The following is a 23126-nucleotide window of genomic DNA, read 5'->3' as shown; positions in this document are numbered from 1 at the left end:
TCAAGGGGATAAGGATGAGCCAGAATACTCAGCCAGGACAAGTGTGGTCACCGGTCATCACACCGTTTTCTGATGATCTAATGCCGGATGTCGAACGTTTTATCAACCACTGTCGGTGGCTGCTAAGTAGCGATGTTGGCCTCGCCATTTTTGGCACTAACTCTGAAGCCAATTCTCTCACCGTGGCAGAAAAGCGTCAGTTAATTGATGCTTTATTGGCTGACGGTGTGCCTTCTAATCGCCTGATGCCTGGTGTTGGTAGCTGCACTATTGGAGATACGGTTGAATTAACTCAGCATGCCGTGAAAGCGGGAACTGCAGGCGTGTTAATGCTGCCTCCTTTTTTCTATAAAGGCGTTTCTGAGGAGGGATTGTTTCGTTACTTCTCTGAGGTGATTGAGCGAGTTGCATCGTCCGCATTAAGGATTTATCTCTACCATATTCCACCTGTTTCGCAGATTCCCATTACGCTGGCGCTTGTCGAGCGGTTGCTGAAACGTTATCCCGATACCATTGCCGGGCTTAAAGACAGCTCGGGGGATTGGACCAATACAGCGGCATTGATTGATAACTTTGGCGCTGATATGGCCATTTACGCGGGTAGCGAGCACTTTCTGCTCCAGACTATGCAGGCCGGAGGTGCAGGCTGCATAAGCGCGACTGCCAATGTAAACCCAGCGCCTATAGCAGCCTTGGCAAATACCTGGCAAGCACATGATGCTGATCAACAGCAGGAAACAATTTCTTCGCTGAGACGTGTATTTGAATGCTTTCCTATGATTCCCGCCTTGAAGGCCGCTACCGCGCAATACAGCGGCGATGGCCCATGGTGCCGTGTCCGTCCTCCGTTGGTAGAGCTAGATTCTACCAAGCAGCAAGAGCTGAACAGTGCGCTAACGTCAATCGGTTTTACGATGCGCGATTATCCCCGCTAGGCCAATTCTAATAAAGACAACATGGCTGTCGTCATGACAGCCAGTGATACGACCGGGATTACCAACATGACCACTTTTTTTAAGTCGGGCAGCCAACCTGCCTCAGCTACTATTCGTTTACACCCGAGTGATAACGTTATCGTTGCTCGCTTTGAAATTCCTGAAAATACGGTGGTTGTCAGTGAGGCGATTACCAGTCTTGAGAGTGTACCCGCGGGCTACAAGCTGGCGACTCGTACGATCTTGAAAGGAGAGCCCATTCTCAAGTACAGCGTAACGATTGGATTTGCCGCCCAAGATATCGCGCCTGGAGAACTAGTGCATAGCCATAACGTGGCCTTTGAAGAGTTTGACCGTGATTATCGTCATGCCGAGGAGTTTGTACCGATCGTGCCTGTATCTGCTAAAGATGTCGCTACTTTCGAGGGCATCTTGCGCGAGAATGGGCAGGTAGGAACCCGTAATTACATCGCTATTCTGTCAACCGTAAACTGTTCCGCGACGGTGGTGCGCAAAGTAGCCGACTGGTTCACCGACGAGCGTATGGTGGATTTCCCTCATGTTGATGGCGTCGTCGCTTTTCCTCATTCATTGGGCTGCGGCATGGAGATGTCTGGTGAGCCAATGGCGCTGCTGCGCCGTACTATTGCGGGCTATGCACGCCATGCCAACTTTGCGGCTGTTCTGATCGTTGGTTTGGGCTGTGAGCGTAATCAGCTTGAAGGCTTAATGGAAGAGCAAGGGCTGAATGCTGGGGAGCGGTTACAAACCTTCACTATGCAATCGATGGGAGGCACTGCTAAAACAATTGCTGCTTGTATTGACGCGGTAAAGTCGTTGTTGCCCAAAGCCAATAAGATTCTTCGTCAGCCGGTTTCTGCTGCGCACCTTACCGTTGGGCTGCAGTGTGGTGGTTCTGATAGTTTTTCCTCTATTACCGCTAATCCGGCGCTTGGCCGCGCTGTTGATCTGCTGGCACGCCACGGAGGAACAGCGATTCTTTCGGAAACTCCTGAAATTTACGGTGTAGAACACACGCTGACACGACGTGCGGCCAACCGCGAGGTGGGGGAAAAGCTAATCGAGAGAGTTCGCTGGTGGAAGGATGAGTACTCTGTAGGGCGGGATGTGCAGATCAATGGCAAAGTTAGCCCAGGCAATCAGATGGGTGGGTTAGCTAACATATTTGAAAAGTCGCTGGGTTCGTCAATGAAAGGCGGTACGGGGCCTCTAATGGAGGTTTATCGCTATGCTGAACCGGTGACGACTAAAGGGCTTGTGTTCATGGATACTCCTGGCTATGACCCTGTTTCCATTACCGGCCAAATTGCCGGTGGAGCTAATTTAATTGCTTTCACGACAGGTCGTGGCTCTATGTTTGGGGCCAAACCCACGCCTAGCATCAAGCTTGCGACTAATACGCCGATGTTTGAAAGGCTGAGTGATGATATGGACCTTAACTGTGGCGCCATATTAGATGGTGATTGTGATATCGAGGAGATGGCCCAACGTATTTTTAATTTGATGTTAGCAACAGCATCAGGGCAACGTTCCAAAAGTGAGCTGTTGGGGCTAGGTGATAATGAGTTCGTGCCATGGCATATCGGTATTATGAGCTAGGAGATTAGCGATGAAAAAGCGTATCGTAGCCTTACGTCGTCTTCATGCCGAACACCTAGCGCAGTTGGAGCAGGAATATCACGTTGATTACTTTCCTGAGCTTGATGACGGCAATATGCCAGCCTTTTTACATTCGATGGAGCAGGCTCATGGTCTTATTGGTGGGAAGCTGTCGATCGATGAGGCCTTCTTAGATCGGGCGTCTAGCTTGGAGGTGATAGCCACTATCTCGGTGGGATATGACAACTTTCCCATCGATGCTATGACACGCCGTGGCATTGCGCTTTGTAATACACCGGACGTGCTCACTGAGTCCACTGCCGATACGGGGTTTGCGCTAATTATGGCCGCCTCGCGGCGTATTGCCGAGTTAGATCGTTGGGTGCGTGACGGAAAGTGGGAATCGCATATTGGTGAGCTGCAGTTCGGGCGCGATGTGCATAGTAAAACGCTAGGTATTGTTGGTTTGGGACGGATCGGGTCAGCCGTTGCGCGTCGTGGGGCGCTAGGGTTTTGTATGCCCGTTCTGTACAGTAACGCTTCCCCAAAACCTCAGCTAGAAAAGGATCTGGGTGTCGTGCGCTGTTCACTACAGGCCTTGCTCGAGCTTTCTGATGTTGTTTGCGTCACGGTACCTTTGACGCAGGACACTCGGCACTTGTTCGGCCGCGATGCGTTTAATTCGATGAAGCCTTCCGCTATCTTTGTCAATATCTCCCGTGGTGCGGTCGTCGATGAAAAGGCGTTGATTGAAGCGCTGCAGGCGGGCGATATTGCTGGAGCTGGCCTGGATGTTTTCGAACAAGAACCGCTTGCAAAAGATTCTCCGCTATTAGCGTTACCACAAGTGGTGGTGCTGCCCCACATTGGCTCAGCTACGCATGAAACGAGAGCGGTAATGGCGCAGTTGGCTATCGACAATTTGTTGATTGCGTTGAAGCGTAAACCCCCTCCTAATATGGTAAACCCCAACGCGTGGACGAAGACCCAATAGGAAATGGTGTGAAGCAACTAAAAAAAATCGGCAACCTGCAGGACTTTGAACGCGTAGCTCATAAACACTTACCTAGGCCGCTGTTTGGCTATGTGGCTAACAGTGCAGAAGAGGGTAAAACGCAGTTAGCCAATCGGCAGGCGTTTGATCGCTATGCCTTGCGGCCTAGAGCCCTAGTTGATGTGTCTGCAATCTCGATTGAAACTGAGCTTTTAGGCCAGCGCTATAGCGCGCCCTTTGGCATTGCTCCCATGGGGATTAGCGCCTTAACGGCTTACCGCGGTGATCTTGTGCAGGCGCGCGCGGCGGCTAAAGCCAAGCTTCCGATGATACTTAGCGGAAGCTCGCTTATCCCTCTTGAAACTGTTCAGAAGGATGGGCCCACCGACTGGTTCCAGGCTTATTTGCCCGGCACGCTTGATGAGATTGAAGCATTGCTTGCTCGAGTCGAGCGGGCGGGATACCGCAACTTAGTGATTACGGTGGATTATGCCGTGCCACCTAATGGTGACAATAATCGCCGCAGCGGTTTTTCATCGCCGCTTCGGCCGAGTTTGCGGCTGGCCTGGGATGGCATTATTCGACCACGCTGGCTCTTCGGTACTTTTCTACGCACGCTCTATCATCACGGCATACCGCATTTTGAGAATAACTATGCCCAGCGGGGCATTGCGGTTATCTCCAAGAATGTCACTCGCGATTTCTCTGGCCGCACTCATCTCGACTGGAGCTACCTTGAGCGGGTGAGGGCGCTATGGCCAGGCAAGTTGATCGTCAAAGGGATTCTGCATCCTGAGGACGCACGGCGAGTTGAAGCGCTGGGAGGCGACGCTGTCATTGTGTCCAATCACGGTGGTCGGCAGCTCGATAGTGGTGTTGCGGCACTCGATGCGCTGCCTGATATTGTCCAGGCTGTGGAGCATATCCCGGTGATGGTCGATAGCGGTTTTAGACGCGGCACGGACATTATTAAAGCGTTAGCGTTAGGGGCAGACTTTGTATTCATTGGCAGACCGATTAACTACGCGGCCGCTTATGCAGGTGAGGCGGGCGTGACGCATGCATTGAATTTGTTGCGTGAAGAGGTTGTCCGCGATTTGGCATTAATGGGGGTGACTGATATTGGCCAGCTTGCACCTGAGCATTTGGTGGCCCGACCCTAAAATAGCGCGTGGGCCTATAGGCGCACGCGCTTAGCGTCATTGCTCAGTCGTTCAGGCTCAGATCTTAAACCTATGTATTTAAAGCAAAGTATTTACAATATAAGTATTTAAAAATAAGTATTTAAAGCCTGAGCGCCGCGTTCAGTTTTAGACCGCAAGCTTATCGGCAATTGCCCGGCCCAGGCTTGCGGTGGTGCCTTGCCCGCCCACGTCGCGAGTAAGTACTTGGCTATCGCCTTCGCTGAGTACTTCCTCAATCGCCGTTACTATAGCGTCGGCGGCTTCCTTGTAGCCTAAGTGTTCAAGCATCATGGCACCTGACCATATCTGGCCAATAGGATTGGCGACACCTTTGCCTGCGATATCAGGTGCGCTGCCATGAACTGGCTCGAACAGGCTCGGGAATTTGCCTTCTGGGTTAATGTTGGCCGACGGTGCAATGCCGATAGTGCCGGTACAGGCGGGACCTAAGTCAGAAAGTATATCGCCAAACAGGTTGCTGCCCACCACCACGTCAAACCAGTCCGGATGAAGTACAAAGTTAGCGGTCAGAATATCGATATGAAATTTATCCACGGCAATCTCTGGGTAGCCTTTCGACATTTCGACTACGCGCTCATCCCAATAGGGCATAGTGATTGAGATACCGTTGGACTTGGTCGCCGAGGTCAGCTTTTTGCGTGGGCGTGTTTGGGCCAGCTCAAACGCATATTTCAGCACGCGATCGACGCCGGTGCGGGTCATGATAGTTTCTTGAATGACGACTTCACGATCAGTGCCTTCAAACATCTTGCCGCCAACGCTTGAGTACTCGCCTTCGGTGTTCTCGCGAACTACATAAAAGTCGATATCACCCGCTTCGCGACCTGTTAGCGGGCTCTTAATGCCGGGCATCAGTTTGCAAGGACGCAGGTTAATGTATTGATCGAACTGGCGGCGGAATTGGAGCAATGAACCCCACAGTGATATGTGGTCAGGCACTTTTTCAGGCCAGCCAACGGCACCATAGAAGAGCGCATCGAAATCTTTTAGCTGCTCGAACCAGTCATCCGGCAGCATCTTGCCATGTTCTAAATAGTAGTCGCAGCTACCAAATTCAAAGACGCTAAATTCAAGATCAATATTGAAGCGCTTGGCAGCAGCTTCAAGCGCGCGAATGCCCTCAGGCATTACTTCGGTGCCAATGCCGTCGCCAGCAATGACCGCAATCGTATGAGCCATGGTAACTCCTTACATTGTTTGTTATTCAATATCAGTTCAGAGGCATGAATACTGAAACATAAAGCACTATCAGAACTGAGTGTAGCGGCTATTTGTTAAGAGATAATCAGGCTATTATTCAAGTTATTGTTGCTTGAAAGTAGAGAATAGCCGAGGTGTTAGATGGCTCAGTTGGATGATTTGGCTTTTTTTCAGCATTTAGCCCGTGCCGGGAGTTTAACGGCGACGGCACGCGAGCTTGGCCTTTCGCTGTCAGCGGTGAGCAAGCGATTAAAAATGCTTGAAGGGCGTTTAGGCGTCGAGTTGGCTGCCCGTACCACAAGGCGCTTAACGCTGACGGCCGAGGGCGAACGCTATTTTGCACGTGGGGCACTGATTTTAGACGAGCTTGATGAACTGGAAAATTCATTGGGCGAGAGTATCAACCAGGCGCTTAGCGGCAGGCTACGCATTAACGCCACCTTTGGCTTTGGCCGTCGCCACATTGCTCCTTTGCTGTCACGTTTCTGTGCCCAGCATCCAGACGTAGAAGGGTGGCTCGAGCTCACTAACTTTCCGCTTAATTTGAGCGATCACGGTTTTGATATTGGCATTCGCATTGGCGAGCCTCCAGAGTCGCGCTTGGTCGCCCGGCGAATTTTAACGAATCGGCGCGTGCTCTGCGCATCACCTGCGTATACCGCCCAGGCACCAACGCTTCAAACGCCCGCAGACCTGCAGCAGCATGCTTGCTTAGTGATCCGTGAGAACGACAGCGATTTTCCAGTGTGGCGCTTTGAGCAATGCGGTCAGCCTGCCAAGGTACAGTCGGTCAAAGTCAGCGGTCGGTTGGCAAGCAATGATGCGGAGGTGATCACCCGGTTAGCGCTGGATGGACACGGTGTCATGTTGCGTTCGTGGTGGGATGTTAATGAGCACCTTGCCAGCGGCGAATTAATGGCGTTACTGCCTAGCTGGCAAGGCGTACGAGCAGACTTTTACGCGGTGTTTGAGCAGCGCCGCCACGTGCCCGCCAGGCTGCGCGCCTTTATTGATTTTGCGCAACGCGAAATGGTCGGGCGAGTGTCGGCATTGCCAGAAGAAACGATTAGCGGTCCGGGCACGAATCGCCCTGAGTAACCTCGATGAGCTCATCGGTCGGGAAGTCTAGCTCTGCCGCACGCTGTTGTAGACGCGCTTCTGTCGAACTATCCATTTGCGTTGTGCGTGACAAAATCCACGTCTAAGATGTTGTAACCGCCGTAAATTATTCGCAGGTAACGGTTGAACGATCGCTATTGCGGGCGAGCACGCGAAGGCGTGAAGCCAGCATATCGCGGTCGAGGTAGGTGCCCTGCAAATGGCGTGCGCCGCTGTTGGGGTCGAACTCACGACGACCATGAAGCACACGGCGATTATCAAACGCCACCATCTGCCCCGGGCGAAGCGTGAACTCTAACTGATGTGCTTCGCTGTGAAACAGCTTCCACAGTAGAGCGTAAGCGCTGTACCAAGCTTCCATTTGCTCCACGGGTAGATGAAGGGCGTCGCGAATCCAGTTATTTAGGCGCATCTCAACAAGGTTGCCGGCGCAATCCAGTGTGACCACTGGTGCTCGCATAGAAATATCGTGGGTTTCATCCTGGAAGCGGAAATCAATCGGTGTCCCGCTGAGAATGGCTAACGCCGCCGGGTCTTTCTGGCGTAGGGCTTCGACGACGCGGGCACCATCCGCAAACAGTGATTCGCCACCGTTGGCGTCGTTTTGCAGGCAGTAGAGCAACTGAATATCCGGCGGTTGGCGCCAGTTGGGCAAATCGATATGCAGGGGTAACCCGACCGCAGTATAAGCCGCGTTGTTGGGGTTGGGTTTTGAGCGCACATCGAAGCGAGCGCCAAAGTTGGTGGCACGCAGCGGCCCAATACGCTCAGCTAAACGGCTCACTTCCTCTTCTACCAAGGGGCCATCCGTCATTAGTGCCAGCCCATCGCGTAGCATGGCGGTGAGCCAGGCTTTCTCACCTTGAGGCGTTAAAAAATCGCTGTGACTGATACGCTCAGGCGCAAAGTTATCATTCCACGCGATGCTGCTGGGTACCGCTGAGCTCAGGCTTGCTTCTGGGCGGCGTTGATATAGCCAGCCGCAATGAAACGCGCTGGCATGCCCATCCGGCCAGTTCAGGTGCAGGTGGCCATCCCGTAGCGCAACGCTTGGCGGCTCAGAAATCGCTTCAAGTGGCAGATAGAGCCTTTCGCGTGTCTGCGGATGACGGCAGGCATGGCAGGCGCAGTGATCGCGCAACCAGAGTAAGGGCAGGGTGGTTTGCTGGCCATCTTGCCACTCAAGTGAGATGCCATATTGGACGAGTGCCGCCTGGGTGAGTGCAGGCCCGGCTTGGTAGGGGGTTAATTCGCCCATGTCTGGGGCGTGAACATTGCTCGTTATTGTCGACGGTATCGTTTGTATTGCGCTGTTCATTAAAACTCCAGATGACTCCCTTGACGGAAATGTCTAGGGGGCGGTGCATTACTGTTATTTAGGATGAAGGAGTAGCCGCGTCAGTGACAAACGATTAATCTGACCCCTAAGACATCGTTTTACTTATAGGTAGCTTTTTCATGGGTCAATTACCGCCGTTGTTATGGCTGCAGGCCTTTGAGTCTGCGGCACGTACATTGAGTTTTACCGCCGCAGGTAACGAGCTAGGCGTCACTCAGGCTGCCATCAGCCAGCGTGTTAGGCTGTTGGAGGATCGCGTAGGTCAAAAATTGTTTGTGCGCCATGCCCGTAGCTTGACGTTAACGCCCGCCGGGCAGGCATGGATGCCGAGTATTCATGATGCTTTCATGCGCATTAGTGAAGGCACGCTAGAAGTCTTTGGCAGCACCACTGAGCAGCCGGTCACGCTACGCACGACACCGGTGATTCAGCAGTCCTGGCTGGCTCCGCGCTTAATTGCTTTCCACCGTGCCTATCCGCAGGTGGCCGTTCGCTTGGTAAGTGCGATCTGGCCGGATGATTTCGGCCCCGAAGGCGCTGACATTGAAATTCGTTACGGCAAAGGGGAATGGGCCGGTGTTGATATGCAGTCGCTAGGTGAGGATCAACTGCAGCCGGTTTGTTCGCCTGCGCTGGCTAAAACACTGGCGTCACCAAGCGATTTGGCTGGGCATACATTGCTTCATGCAGCAGGGTTTGGCATTGGCTGGTCAGGTTGGCTTCAGGCCGCAAACGTAGCGGATATGGAAGCACGGTGTTGGTCAATAACCTGCGATAACCAGGTGATGACGCTGGTATTAGCTAGCCAGGGTGGAGGTGTCGCGCTTACCCATCGACGTTTAATGGAACGGCGCACGGACCTGGTCGCTCCCTTTGCGCTTAGCGTAGTGAGTGATGAGCGTTTTTGGTTAGTGCGCCCTAATCGTCGTCACGTAGATGAGGATGCTGCCTTGGTTTGGGCGTGGCTAGTTGAGTCACGTTAAGCTGCTTTTAACGCTGGATTGGTGAGCTTGTGGCCGGCATCATTTTTCCAATGCGCTTGCCATTTTGGTGCAACCGTGAAGAATGATGCGTTTTCAATGCTAAAAAAGGCGTCTGATATATGGAATTTTCTCTTGCAGCGCTAGTGGATCGTGGCAATGGACTGCTGTGGGGCAGCGTACTGGTTTACTTATTGATTGGTGCTGGCATCTACTTCACCGTTATGACCCGCGGTGTTCAAGTTCGTTATTTTGGCCATATGTTTAAGCTGCTGCGCAGCTCCCGCGAATCAAACGGCGGTATCTCTTCGTTTCAAGCACTTTCAACCAGCTTAGCGGCGCGAGTCGGTACGGGTAACCTTGCTGGCGTGGCCGTCGCGATCTATTTTGGTGGCCCCGGCGCCATTTTCTGGATGTGGATGACCGCGATGGTCGGCATGGCAACCAGCTTTGTAGAGTCGACGCTGGCTCAGGCGTATAAAACCGACCATGGCGATAATACCTTTCGCGGTGGCCCGGCCCGCTATATTGAAAAAGGGCTTGGCTTACGCTGGTTGGCGATGCTGTTTTCGATTTGTTTGATTATTGCGTTTGGATTGGCGTTTAACAGTGTTCAGGCCAACTCCATCGCCCAGGCGATGGAACAGGCATTTGCCATTCCCACCTGGGCCATGGGGTTAGTCTTGATGGCGGTGGTCGCACCGATCATTTTTGGTGGTTTAAAGTCGATCGCCAAAGTAGCTGAACTGGTTGTACCGCTGATGGCGTTGCTTTATCTGGTGCTGGCGCTGGTCGTGGTGGGGTTGAATATCAGTGAATTTCCCGCCGCGATCATGACGATTTTGCGCAGTGCTTTTGGTCTTGAGCAAGCAGCCGGCGGTGCCGTTGGTTACGCCGTTTCTCAGGCGATAATGAACGGTATTCAGCGCGGACTCTTCTCTAACGAGGCGGGTATGGGCTCTGCTCCCAACGCGGCGGCAACGGCCTCTACGCGCCCCGACCATCCTGCCGCGCAGGGTTTTATCCAAATGCTGGGGGTGTTTTTAGATACCCTCGTCATCTGTACGGCAACGGCGGCGATCATCATTATGGCCGGGCCAGAGCTAATGTCAGGTGATGAGAATAATGGCATTCAGCTAACCCAAATGGCGCTATCCAGCCACGTAGGCGACTGGGGCGGTATGTTTGTCGCGGTGGCGATTCTGCTGTTTGCGTTTACGTCGGTTATTGCCAACTACTCTTACGGTGAGTCTAATATTGAGTATTTAGCCGGACGCCGTGCCCCTATGGCCATTATGATTTATCGCTTTGCAGTGCTGGCGATGATTATGGTGGGTTCGGTGGCCAGTCTTGGCGCCATCTGGAACTTCGCTGACCTCTCAATGGGGATGATGGCGATTATTAACTTGGTGGCCATTTTGATGCTGTCGCCGGTGGCTTTCTCACTTTTCCGTGACTACGAAGTGCAGCTGAAAGCGGGTAAAGAGCCGGTATTTGACCCAAGCCGTTTCCCTAAGCTGGTCAATAAAGTTGATCCAAAGGCTTGGCCGAAAAAGTAAAAAGGAGGTTGTCGTCATGGCTCGGCCTGAACTACTCGAACAGATTTATACGATCGTTGATCAGATTCCGCCGGGCCGTGTCACCACCTATGGCCGCATTGCTAAAATGACGGAAGGCGCGACCCCGCGCATGGTAGGCTCGGCGATGCGGCATCTGCCGGATGGCCATCAGTTGCCTTGGCATCGCGTGATTGCGGCGTCGTTAAAGCTTGCTGATCATGGTGGGGCTGAGCGTCAGCATCAGAAACTACGCGATGAAGGTGTGTTATTTGATGCTAAGGGGCGGGTGCCTGCCTATCTTGTCTGGCCTGATTGAGAGCAACCGTGCCGCTCACTAACAACAACGCCGCCCAATGGGGCGGCGTTGTTGTATTCGGCTTAGCGATCAAGGCGTGGTGCGGTCATTCACTCTTCTCATTCACTCTTCTCATTCACTCTTCTGACTTACCGCCGGATTTCCACGACCAGTCACGCCAGCGTAGATCGAACAAATCTTTACGACGGTCTTTCAAATTCGTCACTGAGCCTTCAGCGCGCACGACGGTGAGGCGTGTGAGATCCAAATCAGAGAAGAAGATCATCTCTGTATTGGGCGTCGTTTCCGCCAGCACCGCATCGTGCGGGAAGGCGAAATCGGAAGGCGAGAAAACCGCTGACTGAGCGTATTGAATGTCGAGGTTTTCAATCGAAGGCAGGTTGCCAACGCTGCCGCAGAGCACCACGTAGCACTCGTTTTCAATCGCCCTTGCCTGGGCACAGTGACGCACGCGCAGGTAGCCGTTTTTAGTGTCGGTCCAGAAGGGCACGAACAGGATGTCCATGTCTTGATCGGCCAGCAGGCGACCCAACTCTGGGAACTCCACGTCATAGCAAATCAAGATGCCTACGCGGCCTGCATCCGTATCAAACACCTGAAGCTCATCACCACCCTCTATCACCCAGTCGCGGCGCTCTTGAGGGGTAATATGCAGTTTGGCCTGACGCTCAACGCTACCATCACGGTGGAACAGGTAAGCGATGTTATAGAGCCTGTCATCGTCACCGACTTCTATCATCGAGCCGCCAACAATGTTGATGTTGTACGAGACCGCCATACGCGATAGCTCGAGCTTAAATCGCTCGGTGAAACCGGCCAAAAAGCGAATAGCGCCCATTTGATCCTTCTGGGCATCGCGGTCTTGAAGGCCCATCAGCGGTGCATAGAACAGCTCGGGGAAGACCGCAAAATCACTCTGATAATCGGAGAGGGCATCAACAAAGTATTCGATCTGCTGAAGGGCGGCTTCTACCGAGGAGAACTCACGCATCTGCCACTGCACGGCACCTACACGCACTTGAGTCGGCTTGTTGTCGAGCACGCTGTCGGCGGGCTCAAATAAGATATTATTCCACTCCAGCAAGGTAGCGTAGCCGCGAGACTGCTCATCTTCCGGTAGGTATTTACGCAGCAAGCGTTTTACCTGGAAATCATTTGCCTGTTGGAAAGACAAAATCGGGTCATAAATCTCTTTGCGTGAGACTTTATCAATATATTGAGCGGGCGTAAGTTCATCGGCATGCTGGTGGTAGCCTGGGATACGTCCACCGGCAAGAATTGACCGCAGGTTCATCGAACGGCACAGCTCTTTACGTGCTTCGTAAAGACGTCGTCCTAGGCGATAACCCCGGTAGTCGGGATGAATCAGCACGTCTAGCCCGTACATAGCATCGCCATCCTCGTCGTTGAGGATAATTTCGCGATGACCAATAAGATCGTCATACTTGTGCGGGTTCGAAAACTCGTCGTAATCGACCTGAACCGTTAGGGCTACACCGACCAGAATACCATCATCTTCAATGGCGATTTGGCCATCAGGAAACTCCTGAATGAGCTTATCGATCGTGCGCTTTGGCCAAGCACCGCCAATATCGTGATAGACCGCGTCCATCAAGGTCTTGAGCTGATCGTAGTCATCGCTCATTAGGTTGCGCAGATTAAGATGCAGCTCTTCCAGGGACATATTAGGGCTTCCCAGCGTCAGAAATAAACGACCATTCTAGCATTATCGAGCGCGGCTCGACTTATCGGAGGTTAAATCACGTGTGAACGGACGGGTCAGCGTTTGCGCCATGATCACGCCCGCCAGAATCAGCAGCCCTCCCGTCAGATGGAAACTGGCCACCTGCTCGCCTAAAAAAACCATCGCAATCAGAGCGCTAAATAGCGGCATTAAATTGATGAAAATACTTGATTGATTGGCGCCGATTTGACGCACCGCACGCATCCATAAAAAGGTGGTAATTACGGAAGCAGGAATACCCGCATAGAGTATTAGCCCAATGTTTTGCCCATCGATGGGCGTCATTGGACCCATCAAGTACGGTGGTAGCAAGAACAAAACGGCAAAACAAACCTGCGCATAGAGCATTACCCAGGGCGGTAAGTTCATCGACCAGCGTTTGAGCATAACGCCATACAGTGCGTAGCAGGTGGCCGCCACGACCATTAGCGCATCGCCTAGCGCGACCTGTAAATGCAGCAGTGACAGCGGATTGCCACGCCCCAGCAGTACCGTAACGCCGACAAATGCCAGCAGGCCGCCGATGATGCCCCCAAGGGTGGGTGGCTCGCGAAGAATTAGTGCACTTAGCAGCACCGTTAACAGCGGCACCATTGCAGCTAGGATGCCCATATTAGTCGCGGTAGTCGTTTCTGCCGCGACATAGGCAAGCCCTTGCCATAGCCCCATACCGAGCAGCCCTAGCAGTGCAAGCTTAGGCCATTGGCGGCTAATCTCCGCGCGGTGTCGCAGCACTGTTGGTAGTACAAAGGGCGTCATTACCGCCAGTGCTAATAACCAGCGTAAAAAAGCGATGCTGCTCGGTGCAATGGCACCTACGCTAAGCTGATTAATGGTCATGTTGCCCGACCAGATGAGCACGGTAGCGAGCGGCGGTAAAAAGTAAATCAAGGGCATAGCAACGTTTCCTTATCGTTAGCCGGGTAATGTGCCGTGAATTCATACGCTGGGCAAGCGATTGGCAGACGTTAGCGGGACTATACGTGATGATCAGGATGTCATACGCTTGTTTGAATAATGTCGTCTAATAATATCTGGAGAAACCTGATGACCCGTGAACCCGCCTATCCGCATCTTTTTCGCCCGCTAACCATTGGCCATTTAACGTTGCCCAATCGCGTATTAATGGGCTCAATGCATACCAATTTGGAAGAAGCGCCTGACGGCTTTTCACGCTTAGCGGCGTTTTATGCGGAGCGGGCGCGGGAAGGGGTTAGCCTCATTGTGACGGGAGGGATTGCTCCCAACGCTGAAGGCGCGGTATTTCAGGGTGCACACGCGCTGACCCATGACGCGCAGCTGTCGGAACATCGTCAGGTAGTGGATGCGGTGCACGCAGAGGGCAGCCATTTATGCATGCAAATTCTTCACGCCGGGCGCTATGCCTATTCGCCGGATTTAGTCGCTCCTTCGGCTATTCAGGCACCGATTAATCCTTTTATGCCCCGGGCGCTGAGCAGCGACGAGGTCGAACAGCAGATAGCCGATTACGTTCGTTGCGCCCAGCTTGCACAACGGGCGGGCTACGATGGCGTTGAAGTGATGGGCTCGGAAGGCTATCTGATTAATCAATTTATCTGCCAGCGGACCAATCAGCGTGACGATGAATGGGGCGGGCCGTTTGCGAACCGGATGCGCTTTGCCGTTGAAATTGTCCGTCGCGTACGTGCTGCGGTGGGGAAACGCTTTGTGATTATCTTCCGTCTCTCGATGATTGATTTGGTTGAAGACGGCAGTACCTGGGAAGAAGTCGTCACGCTGGGGCAGGCGATTGAAGCTGCCGGGGCCGATGTGATCAATACCGGTATCGGCTGGCATGAAGCAAGGGTGCCAACCATTGTGACGAGCGTTCCGCGGGCGGCCTTTACCGAGGTCACCCGGCGCATTAAGTCGGCGCTAACGATTCCGCTCATTACCACCAACCGGATCAACATGCCGGACGTTGCCGAGCAGGTGCTGGCGCAAGGCCATGCCGACATGGTGTCTATGGCGCGGCCCTTTCTGGCGGATGCGGCCTGGGTGAGTAAGGCGCAGGCAGGCCAGGCCGAGCAGATTAATACCTGCATTGCCTGTAACCAAGCCTGTTTGGACCATACCTTTGCAGGAAAGCTGACATCCTGCTTGGTTAATCCTCGTGCCTGCCATGAAACGGAGCTAATCATTGCGCCGGCACAGGCGCCCAAGCACATCGCCGTTGTGGGTGGTGGGCCTGCGGGGCTTGCCACTGCGGTGACGGCGGCCAGTCGCGGGCATCGCGTGGTGCTGTTTGAGCGGCGTAGTGAATTAGGCGGTCAGTTTAACTATGCGCGTAAAATTCCTGGTAAAGAGGAGTTCAACGAAACGCTGCGCTATTACCAAGGCATGCTTACTAAATATGCAGTAGAGGTGCGCTTGAACACCACGGCCACGGCGCAAGCGCTAGCGGGCTTTGACGAGGTGGTGCTGGCTACGGGGGTTCAGCCTCGCGAGCTAAGCTTGCCAGGTTACGACCATGCCTCGGTGCTTAGCTACGCTGAGGCAATTGAGTCTCCTGGTCGGGTAGGGCGTAGAGTGGCGGTGATTGGCGCAGGAGGCATTGGTTTTGATGTCGCTGAGCTGTTAGCACATCAGGGGCACGCTGCGCTGGATATCGATGCCTGGTGCGACGAGTGGGGCGTTGATTTAGCCGTCGGCGAGCGAGGTGGATTAAAGGCTCCCACGCCGCCAGAGGTTCCCCGCGACATTGTGATGTTGCAGCGTAAAACGTCTAAACCGGGTAAGTACTTGGGTAAAACAACGGGCTGGGTGCATCGCGCTTCGCTTAAACAGCGTGGCGTGAAGATACTAACCGGCTGTGAGTATCTCAATATCGACGATGCTGGTTTGCATATCCGGCGAGACGGCGTTGATCAACTGCTTGCGGTGGATAGCGTGGTGGTGTGCGCCGGTCAGGAGTCCGTGCGTGATTTATTGACTCCCCTAGAGCAGGCAGGAGTGGCGGTACATATTATCGGCGGTGCTGATGAAGCCAGCGAGCTGGACGCCAAACGCGCTATTGAACAGGGCACTCGCTTAGCGGCGCTGTTATAGCAATACAAGTATGAGGGCGTATTTATAAGAAAGTGCTTAAAAAGCGCGGGTGACGTTAGCCTATAAATGGCGATAGACTAAATGATCCGTTAATAAGGGATTTCTTGGCCTATTTATTAAGCGTAACTAGGCATTAAAGGCGCTGGTGGCACCCAGCCTGCGCCGTAAGATCGCCAGATATAAGGACAAGCGTCATGACCTCGGAGTGTAGCCCGCGTTTTTTAGCCAGTGATAACACCTCAGGTATTTGCCCAGAGGCGATGGAATATTTGCTTGAAGCCAACCGTAGTGACGATCTGGCCTATGGTAACGATCTTTGGACGGCCCGTGCCGCAGACCGTTTCCGCGAGATGTTTGACTATGACTGTGACGTTTTCTTTGTTTTCAACGGCACGGCCGCCAACTCGCTGGCGCTTTCGGCAATGGGGCGCAGCTATCACAGCGTTATTTGTCATGAGCTGGCCCATATCGAAACGGATGAGTGCGGCGGCCCTGAATTTTTCTCCAACGGTGCGAAGCTGCTGACCTCGCCAGGTGCTAACGGCAAGCTAACGCCTGAAGGTATCGAGGCGCTGGTCACTAAGCGAAGCGATATTCACTATCCAAAGCCAAAAGTCGTATCGCTGACCCAGGCAACCGAGGTGGGAACGCTGTACTCCCGCGAAGAACTCATGGCCATTCGTGCCATTGCCGATAAACACGACCTGCGCCTGCATATGGATGGGGCACGCTTTGCCAATGCCTGTGCAAGCCTCAATGCCTCGCCAGCAGAGCTAACGTGGCAGGTCGGCGTAGACGCGCTGTGTTTCTCGGGGACTAAAAATGGCTTGGCATTTGGCGAAGCCATTTTGTTTTTTAATCGTGAGCTTGCCGAAGATTTCTCTTACCGTTGTAAGCAGGCTGGCCAATTGGCTTCTAAGATGCGCTTCGTATCGGCGCCGTGGCTAGGGCTGCTAGAAAGCGGCGCCTGGTTAACCAATGCCCAGCGTGCGAATGCCATGGCGCGCTATTTGTCGGAAGGGCTGCAGGCGCTGCCAGGCGTATCGCTGATGTTTCCGACCGAGGCTAACAGCGTGTTCGTTGAGTTGCCACCCCCGGCGATTGAAGCGTTGAAAGCCAAGGGATGGACCTTCTATACCTTTATTGGCGCAGGTGGCGCCCGCTTTGTCTGTGCTTGGAACACCACCGTCGAACTGCTTGATCAGCTGTTAGCCGACGTGAACGAGGTAATCGCTTAGCTCGCATCGTATGGTTTTAGCCGCCGGGCGCCGAACCGATTAGGGCGTGATCTGCTGAATGGCGCTGGTAAAGCCCATCAGTGACATGTCCATGTCAAGGCGCTGGCCGTCTGGGTCGATGGCGCTTACGGTCGCGGTTGAGCCGCCGCGCAGTTGCTGCAACATGCTCGGTTCCAGCGGCAGATCGGCGCGACAGCCCTGTTCTTGGCAGAACTGGTAGGGGAAGCCGACCGGCTCGTTGTTATCCATCTGCAGCTGCATGCCTGCCGCTAGGTTCACCCCTAGCGGCAATACAAAGGCCATCACCGGGCCATCTATCTGAGCCGAGTGGCCGACCATCGCCCGCATCAGGGGTTCATTGCTGTTTGGGTTGTTGATGATTTGGCTCATAGTGCAGCCCTGCTGCTGACTGGCTTCGGTGGGGCAGTTCACTTCCCAGTCCTGAAAGCGCTGTGTGTCGACGTTCTGGGCGTTCTGCTGGGCCAGGGCCGTTGACGTGGCGGTAGCGGCGAACAGTGGTAATAAAGCGGTCATCAGCGCGCGACGAATTTGCATGAATTCTTATCTCCTAGGATTGAACGGGCCTTCAAAAAGGGCGGCTCAAAGCGGTTGCCGTCAAGTGATTAAAGGTTACCTATATTCGAACATGTTACAAGCTCAGGGTTCCAGCGTCGCGTTTAGACGTTGGCCGCTACGTCTCGGCTGCTTTTAATCTTTTCGACCCTCTAGCGTTGAAGGTTTTAGTCATCACTTTTTGCTAATACTGACTACGCTAAAAAAGCGACACCTCGTTTGGCACGCCGTTGCGAAACACATGGCTTGGCGGTGACTGTCCGGGGATGGGCCACAGGAGAGTGCCATGAGCATCTTTGACCACGTTCAAGACCGTTTTTCCCGCGTCCAGCAAGAAGACATGAGCCTGGAAGAGTATTTGGCGCTGTGTCGCCGTGAGCCAGCGGTATATGCCAGTGCTGCCGAGCGCATGCTGGAAGCGATTGGCGAGCCTGGCGTAGTGGATACTGCTAAGGACGCGCGGCTATCGCGTATTTTTTCCAATAAAGTTATCCGCCGTTATCCTGCCTTTGCCGAGTTTCACGGTATGGAAGACGCCATCGAGCAAATTGTGGCGTACTTTAGGCATGCGGCTCAGGGGCTTGAAGAGCGTAAACAGATTCTCTATTTACTCGGCCCGGTGGGCGGTGGTAAGTCCTCGCTGGCGGAGCGCCTCAAGCTACTCATGGAGCGCATTCCGTTTTATGCCATTAAAGGCTCACCGGTTTACGAGTCGCCGCTGGGGCTGTTTTCCCCGGAAGAAGATGGCGAGCTATTAGAGAAAGAGTATGGGATTCCCCAGCGTTATTTACGCAGCGTTATGTCACCTTGGGCTGCAAAGCGCCTAAAAGAGTATGGCGGCGATATCTCTCAGTTTAGAGTCGTGCGCTTGTATCCTTCGCGTCTTCATCAGATCGCTATTTCTAAAACCGAGCCCGGTGATGAGAATAATCAGGATATCTCGTCACTGGTGGGTAAGGTTGATATTCGTCAGTTAGAGCTTTATTCCCAGGATGACCCTGATGCCTATAGCTTTTCCGGCGGCCTGTGCCGCGCTAATCAGGGGCTGATGGAGTTTGTTGAGATGTTTAAAGCGCCTATCAAGGTGCTTCATCCCTTGCTCACCGCAACGCAGGAAGGCAATTACAATCCTACCGAAGGCATGGGGGCGATCCCGTTTGATGGCGTCATCTTAGCCCACTCTAACGAATCTGAGTGGCAGGCTTTTCGTAATAACCGCAACAATGAGGCGTTCCTCGATAGGGTCTATATCGTTAAGGTGCCGTACTGCTTGCGGGTGTCGGAAGAAATCAAAATCTATCAAAAGCTGCTTGAAGATTCTTCGCTTAACGCCGCCCCTTGTGCGCCGGACACGCTGCGCATGCTGGCGCAGTTCTCTGTGCTTTCGCGGCTTAAAGCACCGGAGAACTCCAATATCTATTCCAAGATGCGTGTCTATGATGGCGAAAACCTGAAAGACACCGACCCGCGTGCTAAATCGATTCAGGAGTACCGCGACGCGGCCGGTGTGGACGAGGGCATGCAGGGGCTTTCTACCCGCTTTGCGTTCAAAATTCTGTCTAAAGTGTTCAACTTTGACAGTGTCGAAGTGGCAGCTAATCCGGTGCACCTACTCTACGTACTGGAACAGGCGCTAGAGCGCGAACAGCTGCCGTCGGAGGCATTTGAACGTTACTTAGGTTTCATAAAAGAATTTATGGCGCCTCGCTATGTGGAGTTCATTGGTAAAGAAATTCAGACTGCCTACCTCGAATCCTATAGTGAATATGGCCAGAACATCTTTGATCGCTATGTCACCTATGCCGATTTCTGGATTCAGGATCAGGAATATCGTGACCATGAAACCGGCGAGCAACTCAATCGCCAATCGTTGAATGAAGAGCTAGAGAAAATTGAGAAACCTGCAGGGATTTCGAACCCGAAAGACTTTCGTCATGAGGTGGTTAACTTTGTGCTGCGGGCTCGGGCGCAAAATAACGGCATGAATCCGAGCTGGCAGTCTTACGAAAAATTGAAAGGCGTTATTGAACATAAAATGTTCGCCAATACGGAAGAGCTGCTGCCGGTGATCTCTTTTAATGCCAAGGCTTCCCGGTCAGATCAGAAAAAGCACGAAGATTTTGTGGCAAGGATGGTCGAGCGCGGCTACACCGAGAAACAGGTTCGACTGTTATCCGAATGGTATTTGCGTGTACGCAAGTCTCAGTAAGGGGCTGCGCTTAAGAGCCGCGCTTACGTTGTACGCTTAAGGAGGTCGTATGACCTACTTTATTGATCGAAGACCAAACGCTAAACATAAAAGCGCGGTTAACCGGCAGCGCTTTTTAGAGCGCTACCGTAAGCATATCAAGCGATCGGTTGAGGAGGCCGTTAACCGCCGCTCAATTACCGACATGGAGCGCGGGGAGAAAATTTCTATTCCGGCGAAGGATATATCTGAGCCGGTCTTCCAGCATGGCCCAGGCGGTGCGCGGCATATCGTTTCGCCCGGTAATAAGGAATATATCGCCGGCGATAAGATTAGCCGACCAAAGGGTAAGGGGGATGGCAACGGAAATGGTGAAGGGGGGGCGTCGAACCAGGGCGAGGGTGTTGATGAGTTTGCTTTCACCCTTAGTCGTGAGGAGTTTTTAGAGTTTGTTTTCGATGGTCTGGAATTGCCCCACCTGCAGCGCAAGCCGCTTAAGTCATTGGAAGAAGTCAAAATGGTGCGGGCGGGGCTTTCGCGCGATGGGGTTCCTTCACGTATCAGCATTACCCGCTCGATGCGTGAAGCGTATGCCAGGCGTATTGCGATGCGGGCGCCCAATAAACGAGCGCTTAAGGACGCGGTTGAGGCACTGAATGCCGAAGAGCGTAAAGACTCAGTACTGCGCAATCCTGCCCGTATCACTGAGCTAAAAGCCGAGATCGAGCGCTTGGAAAAGCGTATTGCCAGCGTACCTTTTATTGACACTTATGACCTGCGCTATCACCAGCTCAGCGCACAGCCGCAGCCCTCTAACCAAGCGGTGATGTTTTGCATCATGGACGTTTCCGGCTCGATGACCCAAAACCACAAGGATATTGCCAAGCGCTTTTTCCTACTGCTCTACCTGTTTTTGGAGAAACACTATGAGAAAGTTGAACTGGTGTTTGTACGTCATCACACAGCCGCCAGGGAAGTAAGCGAAGAGGAGTTTTTCTACTCACGTGAAACTGGCGGCACGATTGTTTCCAGCGCGCTAAACCTCGTCAATAAAATCATCGAGAAGCGTTATCCCACTAGCCAGTGGAATCTATATGTAGCGCAGGCCTCCGATGGCGATAATTGGGATGATGATTCGAATATCTGTCGCGATTTGCTGATTAAGCAGCTAATGCCTCAGTTGCAATACTATGCCTATGTTGAAATTACTCCCCACGATCATCAATCGCTATGGCATGAGTATGAGAGCGTGGTCAATGAGTTTCCCGATCGGTTTGCGATGCGGCAAATTGTGGAAGCGGGCGATATTTATCCAGTCTTTCGCGAGCTGTTTAAGCGTCGCTTAAGCCAGTCCTAAGACCTTATATCGAGGCTAGGGACCGCGTGTAGAGGAGTGGGCTATGAGTGCGACTCGCAAACGCAGGCCGATTGCCACCGGCTCAGATTGGAACTTCGCTGTGCTGGAGCGCTTCGATGCACAGCTGGCCAGGCTCGCCGACGAGTATCGGCTGGATACTTACCCTAATCAGATAGAAGTGATCACCACTGAACAAATGATGGATGCCTACGCAAGCGTAGGGATGCCGGTTGGCTACCATCACTGGTCGTTTGGTAAGCAGTTTTTAGCGGTTGATCAAGCCTATAAACGCGGCCAAATGGGCTTGGCCTATGAGCTGGTGATCAACTCTGACCCCTGCATTGCCTATTTGATGGAAGAAAATACGCTGATGATGCAGGTGCTGGTGATGGCGCATGCCTGCTACGGGCATAACTCTTTTTTTAAAGGCAATTACCTATTTCGAACCTGGACCGACGCCTCATCGATTGTCGATTACTTGGTGTTTGCTCGACGCTACATCAGTCAGTGTGAAGAGCGTCACGGTGTGCAAGCCGTCGAGCAGTTGCTGGATGCCTGCCATGCGCTCCAAAGCTACGGTGTGGATCGCTACAAGCGGCCTTCGCCTATCTCTGCGCAAGAGGAAGCTAAGCGTCAAGATGAGCGAGAGGCCTACCTACAGACCCAGGTAAACATGCTCTGGCGCACCATTCCGGGATTGCCGGAGGGTGGCTCGCCGCTACTGGCCAGCCTGAATAGCGATGACGATCCTTTAGGCCTACATAGTGGCGGTCATTATCCTTCGGAACCCCAAGAGAACCTGCTCTATTTTATTGAAAAAAACGCGCCGCTGCTTTCGCCATGGCAGCGTGAAATCGTGCGGATTGTACGCAAATTAGCACAGTACTTTTATCCTCAGCGGCAAACGCAGGTGATGAATGAGGGCTGGGCGTGTTTTTGGCACTACACGCTAATGAATCGGCTTTACGACGATGGCGATGTCGATGAGGGGCTGATGCTTGAATTTTTGCAGTCCCACGCGGCCGTTATTTATCAACCGCCCTTTGATAGCCCGCACTACAGCGGCATTAATCCCTACGCGTTAGGCTTTGCGATTTTTATGGATATTAAGCGGATCTGTGAAGCGCCCTGCGAGGAGGATCAAGCATGGTTTCCAGACATTGCCGGGACACCCTGGCGGGAGACGCTAGAATTTGCGATGCGTAACTTCAAAGACGAATCGTTTATTCAGCAGTTTTTATCACCGAAGGTGATGCGCGATCATAAGCTGTTTCTTGTCGTGGATGATGATCAGGCTGAGACGCTTGAAGTGGCGGCTATTCACAACGAACAGGGCTACCGACGCGTGCGTGACGCGCTGGCTACCCAGTATGCGCTGTCTGTTCGCGAACCTAATATACAAGTCGCCGAAGCGGCGATTCGGGGAGATCGCTCATTGACGCTTCATCATGTGCAGGACAACCGTCGCCCGTTGGGGCGTAGCGTTTACCCCGTCATGCGCCATTTGCAGCAGCTATGGGGGTTTCCCGTTCATCTGGTTTCGCTTGAGGAAGGCCGCGTAACGCGGCGCTATCACTGGCCGATAGAGGATGAAAACAGCACTGCCTAAAGCGAGTTTTTGAAAGGTTTTTTAGCGCTGGCTCTTTAGCAGTCTCTGCCCCCATGATGAGCAGGGCAGTGTGTTATAGAC

General features: G+C 53.1%; 18 protein-coding genes. 13 read left to right on the top strand and 5 right to left on the bottom strand.

Annotated features, from left to right (window positions below; genetic code table 11):
- Positions 1-14 precede the first annotated feature (14 nt).
- The 4 genes from ACT3TR_RS09940 to ACT3TR_RS09925 all read left to right on the top strand — a co-directional run bounded on the left by ACT3TR_RS09940 (position 15) and on the right by ACT3TR_RS09925 (position 4712).
- Entirely contained in the window at positions 15-935 is a 921-nt protein-coding gene (locus tag ACT3TR_RS09940) for a dihydrodipicolinate synthase family protein (protein ID WP_444625319.1), read from the top strand.
- A gap of 66 nt (positions 936-1001) precedes the next feature.
- Positions 1002-2555: a UxaA family hydrolase gene (locus ACT3TR_RS09935; protein ID WP_444625320.1), complete on the top strand. Its 1554-nt coding sequence runs from the start codon at positions 1002-1004 to the stop codon at positions 2553-2555.
- Between the two features lie 10 nt (positions 2556-2565).
- Entirely contained in the window at positions 2566-3549 is a 984-nt protein-coding gene (locus tag ACT3TR_RS09930; RefSeq protein ID WP_444625321.1) for a 2-hydroxyacid dehydrogenase, read from the top strand.
- 8 nt (positions 3550-3557) lie between these two features.
- Positions 3558-4712, top strand: coding sequence for an alpha-hydroxy acid oxidase (locus tag ACT3TR_RS09925; RefSeq protein WP_444625322.1), 1155 nt, complete (start codon positions 3558-3560; stop codon positions 4710-4712).
- Positions 4713-4859: 147 nt separating this feature from the next.
- On the opposite strand, the gene ACT3TR_RS09920 is transcribed toward ACT3TR_RS09925, so the two are convergent.
- The gene (locus tag ACT3TR_RS09920; protein ID WP_441684726.1) at positions 4860-5933 is read right to left on the bottom strand and encodes a tartrate dehydrogenase; all 1074 of its coding nucleotides are present in this window, start codon (positions 5931-5933) and stop codon (positions 4860-4862) included.
- Positions 5934-6095: 162 nt separating this feature from the next.
- Between ACT3TR_RS09920 and ACT3TR_RS09915 the strand changes: the two genes are divergently transcribed.
- Positions 6096-7052: a LysR family transcriptional regulator gene (locus ACT3TR_RS09915; RefSeq protein WP_444625323.1), complete on the top strand. Its 957-nt coding sequence runs from the start codon at positions 6096-6098 to the stop codon at positions 7050-7052.
- Positions 7053-7179: 127 nt separating this feature from the next.
- On the opposite strand, the gene ACT3TR_RS09910 is transcribed toward ACT3TR_RS09915, so the two are convergent.
- On the bottom strand, positions 7180-8391 hold the full coding sequence (locus ACT3TR_RS09910; RefSeq protein WP_444625324.1) for a TauD/TfdA family dioxygenase: 1212 nt from the start codon (positions 8389-8391) through the stop codon (positions 7180-7182).
- A gap of 140 nt (positions 8392-8531) precedes the next feature.
- Here ACT3TR_RS09910 and ACT3TR_RS09905 point away from each other — a divergent pair, with 140 nt between their 5' ends.
- The 3 genes from ACT3TR_RS09905 to ACT3TR_RS09895 all read left to right on the top strand — a co-directional run bounded on the left by ACT3TR_RS09905 (position 8532) and on the right by ACT3TR_RS09895 (position 11267).
- Positions 8532-9395, top strand: a complete 864-nt coding sequence (locus tag ACT3TR_RS09905) for a LysR substrate-binding domain-containing protein (RefSeq protein WP_444625325.1) — start codon at positions 8532-8534, stop codon at positions 9393-9395.
- A gap of 119 nt (positions 9396-9514) precedes the next feature.
- Positions 9515-10951: an alanine/glycine:cation symporter family protein gene (locus ACT3TR_RS09900; RefSeq protein WP_441684733.1), complete on the top strand. Its 1437-nt coding sequence runs from the start codon at positions 9515-9517 to the stop codon at positions 10949-10951.
- 16 nt (positions 10952-10967) lie between these two features.
- A complete protein-coding gene (locus tag ACT3TR_RS09895) occupies positions 10968-11267 on the top strand; it encodes an MGMT family protein (RefSeq protein ID WP_444625326.1) in 300 nt (99 codons plus the stop codon).
- A 115-nt stretch (positions 11268-11382) separates the two neighbouring features.
- Here the strand turns inward: ACT3TR_RS09895 and ACT3TR_RS09890 are convergent, their stop codons facing one another.
- Together ACT3TR_RS09890 and ACT3TR_RS09885 are read right to left on the bottom strand one after the other, a co-directional pair.
- Positions 11383-12951, bottom strand: a complete 1569-nt coding sequence (locus ACT3TR_RS09890) for a bifunctional GNAT family N-acetyltransferase/carbon-nitrogen hydrolase family protein (RefSeq protein WP_096278934.1) — start codon at positions 12949-12951, stop codon at positions 11383-11385.
- 42 nt (positions 12952-12993) lie between these two features.
- Complete coding sequence (locus ACT3TR_RS09885; protein ID WP_444625327.1) at positions 12994-13908, bottom strand: DMT family transporter; 915 nt, start codon at positions 13906-13908, stop codon at positions 12994-12996.
- A gap of 150 nt (positions 13909-14058) precedes the next feature.
- On the opposite strand from ACT3TR_RS09885, the gene ACT3TR_RS09880 reads away from it, so the two are divergent.
- Entirely contained in the window at positions 14059-16080 is a 2022-nt protein-coding gene (locus ACT3TR_RS09880; protein WP_444625328.1) for an FAD-dependent oxidoreductase, read from the top strand.
- A 194-nt stretch (positions 16081-16274) separates the two neighbouring features.
- On the top strand, positions 16275-17318 hold the full coding sequence (locus tag ACT3TR_RS09875) for a threonine aldolase family protein (RefSeq protein WP_444625329.1): 1044 nt from the start codon (positions 16275-16277) through the stop codon (positions 17316-17318).
- A gap of 39 nt (positions 17319-17357) precedes the next feature.
- Here ACT3TR_RS09875 and ACT3TR_RS09870 read toward each other — a convergent pair whose 3' ends face one another.
- Positions 17358-17873 carry an invasion associated locus B family protein gene (locus ACT3TR_RS09870; protein WP_444625330.1) on the bottom strand — a complete coding sequence of 172 codons (516 nt, stop codon included), beginning with the start codon at positions 17871-17873 and terminating at the stop codon, positions 17358-17360.
- 304 nt (positions 17874-18177) lie between these two features.
- On the opposite strand from ACT3TR_RS09870, the gene ACT3TR_RS09865 reads away from it, so the two are divergent.
- From ACT3TR_RS09865 to ACT3TR_RS09855, 3 genes are read left to right on the top strand one after another with little or no spacing between them, the layout of a single operon-like run.
- Complete coding sequence (locus ACT3TR_RS09865; RefSeq protein ID WP_441684746.1) at positions 18178-20100, top strand: PrkA family serine protein kinase; 1923 nt, start codon at positions 18178-18180, stop codon at positions 20098-20100.
- A 49-nt stretch (positions 20101-20149) separates the two neighbouring features.
- A complete protein-coding gene (locus ACT3TR_RS09860; RefSeq protein WP_444625331.1) occupies positions 20150-21436 on the top strand; it encodes a YeaH/YhbH family protein in 1287 nt (428 codons plus the stop codon).
- 43 nt (positions 21437-21479) lie between these two features.
- Positions 21480-23045 carry a SpoVR family protein gene (locus ACT3TR_RS09855; RefSeq protein WP_444625332.1) on the top strand — a complete coding sequence of 522 codons (1566 nt, stop codon included), beginning with the start codon at positions 21480-21482 and terminating at the stop codon, positions 23043-23045.
- The last annotated feature ends 81 nt before the right edge of the window (positions 23046-23126 follow it).

This window comes from Halomonas sp. AOP12-B1-6, from assembly GCF_052379225.1.
In the GTDB taxonomy this organism is placed as follows: Bacteria; Pseudomonadota; Gammaproteobacteria; order Pseudomonadales; family Halomonadaceae; genus Vreelandella; species Vreelandella casei.
This window is presented reverse-complemented; position numbering and strand designations above follow the sequence as displayed.